Below are 13,760 nucleotides of genomic sequence, written 5' to 3' on the forward strand. Positions count from 1 at the left end.
ACATGAATAACGTACGAACAGGCAAAAAGTGGTGGACAGGGGCTATGGCCCTCGTCCTGGCCTTGCCCGTAATACTTTCGGGAGCAGTAAGTGCACCACAGACAGTGGATGCCAAAGCAGCAATTAACACCAAAGTACAGAAAGTAAAAGCAGCAGGACGTAATTTTACCGTACAGACCGTTTCGATTCCAAAGGGAACACCGGTTACCGTGGGACTCGCGAAGAAGCAAGTTGGTCAGACGGCAACATTGCCATCGATTGTGAAAGCCTATGGTGCGCAAGCAGCCATTAACGGAGCATTTTTTGAAGCATATAACGGAGCACCAGATCCATACGGTATGTTAATAGCAAATGGTAAGGTCATACATATTGGAAGATACGGAACATCCATCGGATTTAAGGAAGACGGCTCGGCGATCATGGATTCACTTCAGGTGAGTTTGACAGGTAAAGTAACGGATACAAAAGGTAAATCACGGAGTTGGTATGCAACCTTTATTAATCGAACACCTTCAGCGAACGCAAGCATTACGATGCTGTATACGCCTGAACGAGGTGCCACAGTTGGATTCAAAGGTGGCACTGCGGTTGTCATGGAGAAAGGTATCGTGACCAAAAAAGTGCCCAATACAAATGTAGCGATTCCTAAGAATGGCTCGGTACTGGTTTTCACAGGTAATCAGAAGTCTTCTTCGGACCGTTTCACCGTTGGTTCGACCGTAGAAATGAATTATAAGTATACGAACGCAGCAGGCAAAGAGATCCCTTGGCAAGATGTAGTGACTGCTGTTGGGGCAGGACCCCGTCTGGTAAAAGACGGCAAGGTAGCTGTCAATCCGACGAGCGAAGGTTTCAAGGATGCCAAGATTCTTAATGCTTCCGGAGCCAGAAGTGGTATTGCGATCATGGCGGACGGTTCTGTTATGCTGGCTACCGTTTCCGGAGCAACAATCAAGGAGTGGGCAGCGGTGATGCAGAAGCTTGGTGCCAAACAGGCCATGAATCTGGATGGCGGTGCTTCCTCGGGTATGTATGCCGGTGGCAAAATGCTGACTTCTCCAGGCCGGCTCTTGAGTAATACACTCGTATTTGGCGGCTCCGTGCGTTAAAAGAAAGTGATTATGGGAGGTATGACGCAAATGACACTCACATCTGATCGAAAGCCAGGGAAGGGCAATACAGCTGTTCTGGCCATTAATGTAGGACTGCCGCAACCGCTCCCTGGGCAGAAGCGTGAAGTGCTGAGCGGCATTGTGAAACATCCTGTATCCGACGCGGTTTTCCTGTCATTCACTGGAATGACAGGGGACGCTCAGGCGGATCTGGTGCATCATGGCGGCCCTGACAAAGCCGTTTGTGTATACGATTACAGTCGTTATCTGGTGCTCGAACAACTGATGGATCGTAAGCTGGATTGGGGAGCTTGTGGAGAAAATCTGACGGTTGAAGGCTGTGCCGAAGAAGACGTACGGATTGGTGATGTGTACGAGTTGGGCGAAGCCACAGTACAGGTCAGTCAGCCCAGACAACCTTGCTTCAAGCTGGGTGCGAGGTATGACTATAAGGAGCTGCCTGTTTATTTTCAGGAGAGTGGATATACCGGCTTTTACTTTCGTGTACTGCAAGAAGGTGAGGTAAGGCCTTCATCGATATTTCGACGGATCAGCACCGATCCAGCCTCAATGACGGTTCTTGAAGCCAATCGAATCATGCATCAGGGGAAAGAAAATGTCGAAGGTATTCAGGCGTTGCTGGCCATTCCTGCGCTGTCAGACAGCTGGAGGCAAACGTTAATGAAACGATTGTCCAAGCTGGAGAACAAGTAGCAGGCTAATTATCGTGTCATCAAGTAAAGCAATTCGAATTCCTTTTTAAACTAACTTGGGAGTGTGACTAACATGACGATCTTAGGCGCAATTGAAGCAGGCGGAACCAAATTTGTATGTGGTATTGGCACAGAAAACGGAGAAGTTCTGGAACGCGTAAGTTTTCCAACAACAACACCGGAAGAGACCATGGCTCAAGTGATTTCATTTTTTGAAGGCAAAGGCATTGAAGCTCTGGGTGTAGGTTCATTCGGTCCGATTGATCCGATTGAAGGAAGCCCAACATATGGCTATATCACAACAACACCGAAACCACATTGGGGACAGTATAACGTGATTGGCAAGCTCAAGGAGCATTTTGATGTGCCGATGACATTTGATACGGATGTGAATGGTGCGGCACTTGGAGAAGCAACCTGGGGCGCTGCACAAGGTCTTGAGAGCTGTCTGTATATCACTGTGGGTACAGGTATTGGTGCAGGTGCTGTGGTTGGCGGTAAAATGGTCCATGGATTGTCACATCCAGAGATGGGACATATCATTGTACGCAGACATCCGGAGGATACATACGAGGGTTTCTGTCCGTATCATGGTGACTGCCTCGAAGGCCTTGCAGCAGGACCGGCCATTAACAAACGTTGGGAGCAACCGGCTTATGAACTGCCTGCAGATCATAAAGCTTGGGAGATCGAAGCACATTATCTGGCACATGCACTGATGAATTATGTTCTCATTCTCTCTCCGCAGAAAATCGTCATGGGTGGCGGAGTAATGAAGCAGGAGCACCTGTTCCCGATGGTCCGTAGCAAACTGCAGGAGTTGCTGGCTGGATACGTTCAGCATCCGGCACTTCAATCCGACATTGACCAGTATGTTGTTTCACCAGGACTTGGTGACAATGCGGGTCTGTGTGGTTCACTGGCGCTTGCCAAGTTGGCATTGAATAAGTAGGTCATTAAGGGATTGACGAATTTTACCATTGTGGTATGATATGGGCAACAGCATAGTACGGTTAATGAGGAAGCACCTCTCTTGCATGGATTTTGCAGGAGGGGTGTTTTTTTGTGCTGCCTATAGGTAGCATCTTTAACTCGTATAAGCTGAATATTCAAAGGGAGGGAACGAAAATGGAAGTCATTTTCATGAACAGATTGTCCAGAATGTCAGATCAGAATGCAGAGTATGCACAGTTATGGATTGGGGAAGAGGAAGATAGTTGGCAGCTGGGATGGAGTCGCTACGAGGAAGGAGAGCGTGAGGACAGCATCTGGTATGAGGGGACTTCTTGGGAGGAGCTGCTTCATATTTACCGTCATCAGCTTGCCATACAGATGAGTGAGGGGTACCGACCGCAGTTGCAGGGGTTATTTCATGAGAATGATGATCTGAAGTCACGCAGTTATGGTGGACAGCGGCTCCATTGTTACAGTGAGTTATACGGCAATGAGCAATTATATACGGATCTGTGCACATGGCGCAGGAAGAGAGCTGTGTCTGACCGGAAGGCACCGTATTTTATTGCAACAAATCGTCTGCTGCGTTTGATCAGTGCCTTTGTTCCGCAATCGCTGGATGAACTGATGCAACTTCCGGGCGTAGGAGAGAGCAAAGCAACTGAGTATGGTACGGAATGGATGGAGATTACAACCGGACTGGAGCGTTCAACGACATTCCCGCTGGACTGGGTATACACGGCGCTGAAGGAAGAAGAGTATGAGAGTTGGTTATACAAGCAGAGAGAGCAGAAGTACAAGCAGGAACTTGATAAGTTCACCACACGTAAGCAGGTGCTTGAAGGCATGAAGGAAGGGTATACGTTAGAGGAGATTGTTAATCGATCCGGATTATCCCGACGCGAGTTGGTTGAGCTGTTAGAGGCACTGGATCACGAAGGTTATGACACCGATTGTCTTCTTGATGTGGAGCTGGCAGTGATGCCAGAGAACGAACAAGAGGCCGTATGGAGTGCGTATGAGGAGCTGGGAGATACGTTCCTGAAGCCAGTATTACATAAGGTGTATGGAGGAGAGAAACCCGATGGAGGAAGTCTGGAGCAGGTCTATGAAAGACTGCGCATGATTCGAATCCGCTTCCGTCGGCACGCAGAGACAGAGAAGAATGTTGGTTAATAATCAGAAATGAAAAAAGACGAGGCGTTTCTCCCGGAGGAGCGCTTCGTCTTTGTTATTTCATAAAAGTTCATACCCAGTCTTTCTTGCGGAAAATGAAGAACATGCTCAGGCCCAGTGTAACCATCAGACCAATCACAACAAAATAGCTGTATTTCCAGTTAAGCTCTGGCATATTCGTAAAGTTCATGCCGTATATACCGGTAATGACTGTCAGCGGCATGAAGACCGTGGTAATGGCGGTAAATACACGCATGATCTCATTCGCCCGGTTCGCAATACTGGATTGGTAGGCTTCTCGCAAGTTGCCCATCAGGTCGCGATAAGTCTCAAAGGTTTCAGATATTTTTACAGCATTCTCATAGATGTCACTGAAATACTTTTGCAGTTGATCATCGATGAGACGCAGATCTTTTTTATTCAAGGTGTTAATAACCTCTTTCTGAGGTCCAAGGACTTTTTTCAGCCACAGAATCTCACTGCGTAGCCCGATGATTTCATTCAGATGTGACTTTTTGGTGTGCATCAGAATGTCTTCCTCAAGCTTCTCGATCCGTGCTTCAATTCGGTCACCTACGGTGAAATAATTATCAACAATCAAGTCAACCAGCAAATACAGCAGACGATCCGGTGTACTGATTTCCTGTTCCCACAGGATGGGTTTCAGTGTACGCAATTCGCTGACCTTGTGCTTGGTAACACTAATAATGAAATGTCTGCCGAGAAACAGGTTGACCGCACGTAGAAATATCTCTTCATCATCAAAACGGATGCTATTAATCACAATAAAATAATGGTTCTCATAAATTTCAATCTTCGGACGTTGTTCTTCGTCACTAAGACAGTCTTCCACAGCCAGATCATGCATCAAGAACAGCGGCTGAAGTACCGCCAAATCGTCTACGTCTGCATCAATCCAGTAAAATCCTTCCGCTGGTGGAGTCAGCGCCTGCTGAATGTCGTCCACCGGAATAAATACACCGTTGTTAACCAACCGGATTTTCATCGTTAATCTACTCCTTCTGCACCCGCCAACTTGGCGGATATTATCATTATGGGCGCAAAAAGAACAAATCAGCCGGTCGGCAGCGGAGCCTGGAGATCAGGGCTGCGTTCACTATATAATCAAACGGAAGTCACGTCCCGCTGCCGGCATGCTGATGTCAATTCTCTATGCAGTTTGTCGGAATTCGGCTGCCAGTCAGGCCTCGGGTCGCCATCCATTTAATATGTCACCTCTCACATAAGGGTTTATAACACCTTGTTTAGTATACCGCTGGTACAAGGTGCTTTCAAGCGCAAAAATGTGTCTATTTCGCGCCCTGAGGCAGTGTATGACAACGGATGATGAACGGTTCCGATCTGGGAAGCAGACATCGAACTGCATCTTGACGTGAGGGCATTAATGTAATAAAGTAGACGGTGAACCATATTTAATTACAATCTAATACAGCGAAATCTTATCAAGAGTAGGTGGAGGGACTGGCCCGATGAAACCCGGCAACCGGCGGTATACCGCACGGTGCTAATTCTTGCAGTGACTAAGTGTCAAGTGGCACTGTTGTAACTGAGAGATGAGAGAGGCGCATATCTTTTTTACATATGACCTTTCTCGAAATCCGAGGAAGGTCTTTGTTATATGCCCCGACTTCTCAGCAGTGATTTTCGCTAAGGAACTTGAGGTTGTTTGTAACGTTGGATGAAAGAGCAATTCAATGTTTTTACAAGCTCAAGGCAGTCTATAACTGTATTGATGTGAAGACATCAAGCCAAGGGTGGCTGCATCTATCTATGCACAAGGAGGAGTTAGACTTACTATGCCAATCAAAATACCCGATACTCTACCAGCAAAAGAAGTACTTGAAGGAGAGAATATCTTCGTCATGGATGAAACTTCTGCATATCAGCAGGATATTCGTCCACTCCGTATCGCTATATTAAACCTGATGCCCACAAAGGAAACGACCGAAACACAATTGCTTCGTCTGGTGGGAAACACGCCTATTCAGGTGGATGTCGTTCTTGTACATCCCAAATCCCATACGTCGAAGAATACGTCTCAAGAGTATTTGGATCTGTTCTATAAAACCTTTGATGAGATTGAGCACCGTCGTTTCGATGGAATGATCATTACGGGTGCCCCGGTGGAACAGATGGATTTCGAAGACGTGAACTATTGGAATGAAATCCAGGAGATCTTCGAATGGACCAAAACCAATGTGACTTCAACCCTCCACATATGTTGGGCTTCTCAGGCAGGTTTATACCATCATTTTGACGTACCCAAGGTTGCACTTGATGAAAAGTGTTTTGGCGTTTTCCCACATACCATCAATAAACCACATGTTCCGTTGTTGCGTGGATTCGATGAAGTATTCAACGTTCCACATTCCCGTCATACGGAAGTGAGACGCGAAGATATTGAAAAGAATGAGAATTTAGAGATTTTGGCTGAATCCGAGGAAGCGGGGATCTTCCTGGTTGCTACCAAAGACGGCAAACAGATTTTTGCCACAGGACATGCCGAGTATGACCCGTTCTCATTAAAGTGGGAGTATGACCGGGATGCAGCCAAAGGGTTGGATATCGCATTGCCTAGGCATTATTATCCGAATGACGACCCTTCCCGTGTGCCACCAGCTACTTGGCGCGCTCATGCCAACTTATTATTCTCTAACTGGCTCAATTACTATGTGTATCAAGAAACACCTTACGATATTGGCCCGCAAATCTAATCGAGATTACAGGAGGATGCAGCAATGGAAGACAACAACAAGTTGAAAATCGAAAGCCGCTTAGCACAAATTGGGTCCATCAATGAACCGGTAACAGGCGCCATTAACTTTCCGATCTATCAATCCACTGCGTTTCGCCACCCTAAGCTTGGACAAAGCACGGGGTTTGATTATATTCGTACGACTAATCCAACCCGTAAAGTATTGGAAGAAGCCGCCGCAGCGCTGGAGTCCGGTGATGCAGGGTTTGCCTGTAGCTCGGGAATGGCTGCGCTGCAAACGATTTTTGCCATGTTTGGTCAAGGGGATCATCTGATTGTATCGCTGGATCTGTATGGTGGAACCTATCGTCTGCTGGAACGTATTCTGTCCCGTTTCGGCGTAACTGCTAGTTATGTGGACACGAATGACCTTGTAGCACTGGAGAAGGTTCGTCAGCCGAATACCAAAGCTGTATTTATTGAGACACCAACCAATCCACTGATGATGATCACCGATGTGGAAGCCGTTGCTTCCTGGGCGAAAAGTTACAACCTGTTGACCATTGTTGACAACACGTTGTTGACTCCATTTTTCCAACGTCCGATTGAACTGGGTGCCGATATCATCATTCATAGCGCTACCAAATATCTGGGCGGACATAATGATGTGCTCGCCGGACTAATTATTACCAAAGGTGAGGCGTTATCTGCTGAGATGGCGTTCCTGCATAATTCCATTGGAGCGGTATTATCTCCAAGTGACTCCTACCAGTTGATGAAAGGTATGAAAACGCTGGCTCTTCGCATGGAGCGTCATGAGCACAATGCACTTACTATTGCCAAATACTTGCTTGAGCACCCAGCGGTGGTTGAAGTGTATCATCCAGGTCTATCCGATCATCCGGGGTATGAGATACAGAACAAACAATCTACCGGTAACACAGGTATCTTCTCTTTCAAAGTGAAGGATGCACGTTATGTTGAACCGTTGCTGCGTCATATCAAACTCATTGCTTTTGCCGAAAGTCTCGGCGGAGTCGAATCACTTATGACTTATCCCGCAGTACAGACTCATGCGGATATTCCGCTTGAAATTCGTGAAGCCGTAGGTGTGGATGACCGTCTGCTCCGGTTCTCTGTAGGCATTGAACATGCGGACGATCTGATTGCAGATCTCGGCAATGCTCTGACAGCTGCACAACAGGAAGTGGAAGGAGGCGTGCACTCATGAGTGAGTCCAACAACAAGCCCAATTCCGAGTTGAAATTTGATACCAAATTGCTCCATTTTGGCGATGAGATTGACAAAACGACTGGAGCCTCCAGTGTACCGATCTACCAAGCATCAACATTCCATCATTTTGATATCTTCAATCCGCCTCAACATGATTACAGTCGTTCGGGTAATCCGACACGTCAGGCTTTGGAAGATTACATCACATTGCTGGAGGGCGGCGCACGAGGCTTTGCCTATTCTTCGGGGATGGCTGCGATCTCAAGCGTGTTCATGATGTTCTCCGCAGGGGACCACATGATTGTAACGGAAGACGTATATGGAGGTACGTATCGTTTGCTTACTTCCATATTAAGCCGTATGCAGATCGAGACAACCTTTGTAGACATGACCAATATAGATGAAGTGAAAGCGGCACTCAAGCCAAACACCAAGGCAGTTTATATGGAAACACCGTCCAACCCTACACTGCGAATTACGGATATCGCTGCCGTAACTGACTGGTCGAAGGAACATGACCTGATCACGATTCTGGATAACACCTTTATGACACCTTACTATCAGCGTCCAATTGAGCTTGGTGTGGACATCGTCGTACATAGTGCTACGAAGTTTCTCGGAGGTCACAGTGATGTACTTGCAGGGTTAGCTGTTGCTCGCACGGAATCACTTGGCGTACAACTGAAACAGCTGCAAAATGGACTTGGAACTGTACTCGGGGCACAAGAATCCTGGCTTTTGATGCGCGGGATGAAAACCTTGGGGGCTCGCATGGCTCATAGTGAACGGAGCACAGCCAAACTGGCGGCATGGCTTAATGAGCGCAGTGATATTACCGCTGTCTTTTATCCTGGACTGGAGGATCATCCGGGCCGTGAGGCACATGAGCGCCAGTCCACAGGATATGGAGCTGTCGTTTCTTTTGACGTCGGTTCAGGTGATCGTGCAAAAGCAGTTCTTAACCGGGTGAAGCTACCTATTGTTGCTGTAAGCTTGGGAGCTGTGGAGAGTATTCTGTCCTACCCAGCGATGATGTCTCATGCGGCAATGCCGGCTGAGGTTCGCCGTGACCGTGGCATTACAGATGGATTGCTGCGCTTCTCCGTAGGTCTGGAAGATATCGAAGATCTGATTGTAGATTTGGAGCAAGCACTTCAGGAATCCTAACAAAAAAGGATGCCCGAATACGCCGATGTGTATCACTTAAGTTCGAACTAATTCTTTTCCATATGTAAAAATTTTTACTTATTTTTAAAGCACCTGTACATAAGGTGCTTTTTTTCACATGTAACCTGTGTTACGATATGTGGAGTACAGAAATACGATGTTGCCACCAGAACTTGCTTCTCTTGAACAAGTTGGGACGGATCGTTATATAATTTCTCTTCATGAGGGAGGCTTTTTTACGATGAGTACGGTAGACCGTATCTTAGATAAAGCCCTTCGGGGCGAACGTTTGGACTTGGAAGACACGATTGAGCTATTTGAATCGAATGAAGTGGACAAAATCGGGGCAGCTGCTAATGTCATTATGAAACGCATGCACCCTGAACCATACAGAACATTTGTAATTGGGCGTAACGTCAACTACACAAACGTGTGTGATGTGTACTGCCGTTTTTGTGCTTTCTACCGCAGACCTGGTTCGGATGAAGGTTATGTGCTTCCGGACGAAGTTATTTTCCAGAAGATTCAGGAAACGGAAGATGTGAATGGTACCGAGATTTTGATGCAAGGTGGAACGAATCCAAACTTGCCTTTCAGCTATTATACAGACCTGTTGAAAGCCATCAAAGAGCGTTTCCCAAACATCACGATGCACTCTTTCTCCCCAGCGGAGATTATGAAAATGGTTGAAGTATCCGATGGCCTTACATTGGAAGAAGTTGTTCGTGCCATTCACGAAGCTGGACTGGATTCCTTGCCTGGCGGTGGCGCTGAAATTCTGGATGACCGCACACGTCGGAAAATTAGCCGCTTGAAAGGTTCATGGCGCGATTGGATGGACGTTATGCAAACTGCACACCGCATCGGTATGAACACCACGGCAACGATGGTTATCGGACTTGGTGAATCGATGGAAGAGCGTGCATTACACTTGCTCCGTGTACGTGAAGCTCAGGACGAATGTATTGCGAACAAGTATGACTCCGAAGGTTTCCTGGCGTTTATTCCTTGGACTTTCCAGCCGGATAATACAAACCTCAAGCTGGAGCGTCAGACTCCAGAAGAGTACTTGAAGACTGTAGCCATCAGCCGCCTGGTACTTGATAATATCAAGAACATTCAATCCTCTTGGGTAACGATGGGTCCTGAGATCGGTAAGAAGTCGCTTGAATTTGGCTGTAATGACTTCGGTAGCACGATGATTGAAGAGAACGTTGTATCTGCTGCTGGTGCAACTTACAAAGTTAACATTGAATCCATTCTCCGTTTGATTCGGGAGTCCGGTTATATCCCGGCACAACGTAACACCCGATACGAGATTGTGCGCATGTTCGACGAAGAAAATGCCGTACATGAAGATTTCGTAATGCAGAACTAATTCTAATTAATTCAATACTACTCTTTATAAACTTTGATCGTTAGATAAGTATTTATGAAGCCATGCCCGCTGACTACTCCGTTTGGAGAGACGGCGGGCTTTTTGATTTCTTTCTGCGGTTCGAGGTCATCAAACAGTACATGTTACGCAATTGCCGATATTTTATATTGAAATTGAACTGTTACAATGAAAGGGAACTTGTGTAGTCAGACACGCTGGAAGGGGTTAAACCGATGAAGAGAAGAATACTTGGCAAGACGGAACTGGACGTACCTGTATTGAGTTTTGGAGCATCCTCACTCGGTTCTGTATTTCGTAACATTGACCGGGACGAAGGGATTCGCACTGTACATGCGGCCGTAGATGCGGGGATGAATTACATAGACGTTTCGCCTTACTACGGGCTGACAAAAGCGGAGTCCGTGTTGGGTGAAGCCATCCGTAGCTTGCCGCGCAGTTCATATATGTTATCAACCAAAGCCGGACGGTATGGGGAAAATGAGTTTGATTTTTCACGTCAGCGGATTCTGGATAGCGTGCAAGAGAGCCTGGATCGACTGCATACAGACTATATCGACATTCTGTTCCTGCATGATATTGAATTTGTGCCAGCAGAGATCATCGTAGAAGAAGCCTTTCCAACGTTGCTGCGTCTGAAAGAGCAGGGAGTTATACGACATGCGGGCATTTGTGGATTGCCCTTGCCGTTGTTCGAGAAGGTTCTGCCACAGATCGATGCGGATGCGATCATCTCGTATTGTCATTATTCATTGAATGATACCTCATTATTATCGTTATTGCCCCTGTTGGAAAAAAAAGAAATTGGCCTCGTCAATGCTTCGCCTCTTTCTATGGGCTTGTTGAGTACCCGAGGGGCTCCTGCCTGGCATCCGGCAGATGATCGGGTGAAAGAGCTCTGCCTAAAGGCTGCCCGCTTCTGTGCAGAACAAGGCAGTGACATTACCAAGTTGGCCGTGCAATTCTCCACGTCGAATGAACGAATTCCGACAACACTGGTGAGCAGTGCCAGCCAGCGCAATATCCTCAATAATGCAGCCTGGATAGAGGAACCGATGGATCAGAGCCTGCTGGATGAAGTGCTGCGCATTCTGGCTCCATTGCATAACGAGACATGGTCAAGCGGAAGACCTGAATATAATACGAAGCCAAGCAACACGACAGCAGAAGCATCCAAGGGGGAACTACGATGAGAGCCATTGTATGTGAAGAAATAGATCAATTAAAGCTCCAGGACCTGCCTCAACCGGAACGAGCAGAAGGAGAGGCGTTGGTTGCCATTCGGCGGATTGGGATCTGTGGAACGGATCTGCATGCGTACAAAGGCAACCAGCCATTCTTTACCTATCCTCGTGTTCTGGGCCATGAACTGGCGGCTGTTATTGAAGAAATCGGTCCGAACGAGGCTGGGTTACAGCCTGGGGATCAGGTAAGTATTATTCCGTATCTGCACTGCGGTCACTGTATTGCATGTCGCAGTGGAAAAACCAATTGTTGTGCGTCCATGCAAGTCATGGGTGTGCACGTAGACGGAGGCATGAGAGAAAAAATCAACGTGCCTGTCTCACATCTGCTCTCAGCAGAGGGTTTGACACTGGATGAGACGGCAATGGTAGAACCATTAAGCATTGGAGCCCATGCTGTCAGAAGAGCAGGAATTAAACCTGGTGAGCATGTGGTTGTGATTGGAGCTGGACCCATTGGATTGGGTGTGATGGCATTTGCCAAACAGGCGGGGGCGCGTGTTATTGCCGTTGATCGTAATCTGGACAGGCTGGAGCTTAGCCGGACTTGGGCTGGAGCGGATGACCTGGTACAGGCCAATGAACATGCTGTACAACAAGTAGCTGAAATTACTGGTGGCGACTATGCTACAGCTGTCTTCGATGCAACAGGTAACGTGAATTCCATGAATGGGGCCATTCAATATGTGGCGCATAGTGGTCAACTCATTTTTGTAGGACTGGTGAAAGCGGATATTACCTTTCATGACCCCGAATTTCACAAGCGGGAGATGAGCATCCTGGGCAGTCGAAACGCAACCTGTGAAGATTTTGAACAAGTCCTGTCGACCTTGCGTCAAAAGAAATTAAGCATGGATGGGTATATCACACACCGAGTGGAATTTGATGAGTTACCTACTGCAATAGATCAATGGCTTTTGCCAGATTCACATGTAGTCAAAGCTATCGTTGAACTATAATATCAATTAATTATAATAACAGAAAAAAACGCTCTCTGACCTTGGTGGACAATACTGTCCATCCATAGGGGAAGAGAGCGTTTTTTTATTTTTCCGGATTCGTTACAATACCCGCATGTGGATCAATGTGACGCACAATGGACTTCAACCAGATCATCTCCAGCACATGTACCTCATAATAAAGTGCACCCGGGATTTGCCTGATCCATCCTTCCGCCATCGCGAGTTGTGTTGAGTCAGAAGTGGCTTCCAGAATTCCAGGTTCACGGCGTAGCCGTTTGCGTACAGCTTTTTCAACTTGAGAGCTTTGTGTGGTCAATATGCATACTTTGCGTTTGGAAGAGAAGCCCCTGAACGCAATGTACACCATTTCATAAGCAATAAGGTAGGCGATTACGGAATACATCGCTTGGTCCCAGCCAAAGACAACACCAGCGGCTGTCAGTATCAACAAGTTAAGAAGCATGATTATTTTTTCGATAAGCATCCGTTTTCCGCTAAACACACGTTCAGGTGGGCGGGAAGACGGATCACCGATTTCCAGCGTATCCAGTGTCCCGCCATACCGCACGACGAGTCCAATTCCGAGTCCGAGGCATAATCCGCCAAACATGGCAGCAGCCAGCGGATGCTCTACAAGTGGCGGCATGGGATGAAGCACAATGGCACCGATCGAAAAGACAACCAGACCTAGAACAGTAACCAGTACAAATTTCTTCTGCACAATCTTGTAAGACAGAAATATAAACGGCACATTGAATAAAAATAGGAACAAACCAATCCTCATTTCGGTCCAGTGGGCGAAGAGTGAGGAAATACCTGTAATGCCTCCAATAATAATCTTATTGGGGTGTAAGAACAATTCGAGTCCCACGGAGGCCAGAATTCCGCCCGCAATAACGAGAAACAGGTTTAACCAGCGGCGGGTAGACGATATCCTGGTCTTGGCGGTGTTTGGCACCGGATTAGCCGATATCAGAGGTGCTTTCATAGGTCATCCTCCTTAGTGCGGCTTTCGAGCCATTCTCCCTGGGTTAGTCACAGAAAGATCGGCGTAAGAGCCGCGAAGTACGTTAGTATGTCTGTTCTG

General features: G+C 47.1%; 12 protein-coding genes and 1 riboswitch. Of the genes, 10 read left to right on the plus strand and 2 right to left on the minus strand.

The window, feature by feature from the left end:
- The first annotated feature begins 2 nt into the window (after positions 1 to 2).
- The 4 genes from CXK86_RS00600 (at position 3) to CXK86_RS00615 (ending at position 3,955) form a co-directional block, all read left to right on the plus strand.
- The gene (locus tag CXK86_RS00600; RefSeq protein WP_306068570.1) at positions 3 to 1,109 is read left to right on the plus strand and encodes a phosphodiester glycosidase family protein; all 1,107 of its coding nucleotides are present in this window, start codon (positions 3 to 5) and stop codon (positions 1,107 to 1,109) included.
- Positions 1,110 to 1,139: 30 nt separating this feature from the next.
- On the plus strand, positions 1,140 to 1,826 hold the full coding sequence (locus CXK86_RS00605) for an MOSC domain-containing protein (protein WP_076252428.1): 687 nt from the start codon (positions 1,140 to 1,142) through the stop codon (positions 1,824 to 1,826).
- A gap of 72 nt (positions 1,827 to 1,898) precedes the next feature.
- A complete protein-coding gene (locus CXK86_RS00610) occupies positions 1,899 to 2,777 on the plus strand; it encodes an ROK family protein (protein ID WP_047842269.1) in 879 nt (292 codons plus the stop codon).
- 176 nt (positions 2,778 to 2,953) lie between these two features.
- Complete coding sequence (locus CXK86_RS00615) at positions 2,954 to 3,955, plus strand: HRDC domain-containing protein (RefSeq protein WP_076252426.1); 1,002 nt, start codon at positions 2,954 to 2,956, stop codon at positions 3,953 to 3,955.
- A 70-nt stretch (positions 3,956 to 4,025) separates the two neighbouring features.
- On the opposite strand, the gene corA is transcribed toward CXK86_RS00615, so the two are convergent.
- The gene (gene corA / locus CXK86_RS00620; protein ID WP_047842270.1) at positions 4,026 to 4,961 is read right to left on the minus strand and encodes a magnesium/cobalt transporter CorA; all 936 of its coding nucleotides are present in this window, start codon (positions 4,959 to 4,961) and stop codon (positions 4,026 to 4,028) included.
- 451 nt (positions 4,962 to 5,412) lie between these two features.
- Positions 5,413 to 5,536, plus strand: a riboswitch (SAM riboswitch).
- A gap of 236 nt (positions 5,537 to 5,772) precedes the next feature.
- Here corA and metA point away from each other — a divergent pair.
- The 6 genes from metA to CXK86_RS00650 all read left to right on the plus strand — a co-directional run bounded on the left by metA (position 5,773) and on the right by CXK86_RS00650 (position 12,670).
- Positions 5,773 to 6,690, plus strand: a complete 918-nt coding sequence (gene metA, locus CXK86_RS00625; RefSeq protein ID WP_036610071.1) for a homoserine O-acetyltransferase MetA — start codon at positions 5,773 to 5,775, stop codon at positions 6,688 to 6,690.
- A 24-nt stretch (positions 6,691 to 6,714) separates the two neighbouring features.
- On the plus strand, positions 6,715 to 7,902 hold the full coding sequence (locus tag CXK86_RS00630) for a PLP-dependent transferase (protein WP_076252424.1): 1,188 nt from the start codon (positions 6,715 to 6,717) through the stop codon (positions 7,900 to 7,902).
- On the plus strand, positions 7,899 to 9,071 hold the full coding sequence (locus tag CXK86_RS00635; protein WP_036669808.1) for a trans-sulfuration enzyme family protein: 1,173 nt from the start codon (positions 7,899 to 7,901) through the stop codon (positions 9,069 to 9,071). Before CXK86_RS00630 ends, CXK86_RS00635 begins: the two co-directional genes overlap by 4 nt.
- Before the next feature lie 241 nt (positions 9,072 to 9,312).
- Positions 9,313 to 10,449, plus strand: a complete 1,137-nt coding sequence (gene mqnC, locus CXK86_RS00640; protein ID WP_047844209.1) for a cyclic dehypoxanthinyl futalosine synthase — start codon at positions 9,313 to 9,315, stop codon at positions 10,447 to 10,449.
- Between the two features lie 233 nt (positions 10,450 to 10,682).
- The gene (locus CXK86_RS00645; RefSeq protein ID WP_036610063.1) at positions 10,683 to 11,660 is read left to right on the plus strand and encodes an aldo/keto reductase; all 978 of its coding nucleotides are present in this window, start codon (positions 10,683 to 10,685) and stop codon (positions 11,658 to 11,660) included.
- Entirely contained in the window at positions 11,657 to 12,670 is a 1,014-nt protein-coding gene (locus tag CXK86_RS00650) for a zinc-binding alcohol dehydrogenase family protein (protein ID WP_076252422.1), read from the plus strand. Before CXK86_RS00645 ends, CXK86_RS00650 begins: the two co-directional genes overlap by 4 nt.
- 85 nt (positions 12,671 to 12,755) lie before the next feature.
- On the opposite strand, the gene CXK86_RS00655 is transcribed toward CXK86_RS00650, so the two are convergent.
- Complete coding sequence (locus tag CXK86_RS00655) at positions 12,756 to 13,661, minus strand: YitT family protein (RefSeq protein ID WP_051447155.1); 906 nt, start codon at positions 13,659 to 13,661, stop codon at positions 12,756 to 12,758.
- Positions 13,662 to 13,760: the final 99 nt, after the last annotated feature.

The sequence above is a fragment of the Paenibacillus sp. BGI2013 genome (assembly GCF_002843485.1).
In the GTDB taxonomy this organism is placed as follows: Bacteria; Bacillota; Bacilli; order Paenibacillales; family Paenibacillaceae; genus Paenibacillus; species Paenibacillus amylolyticus.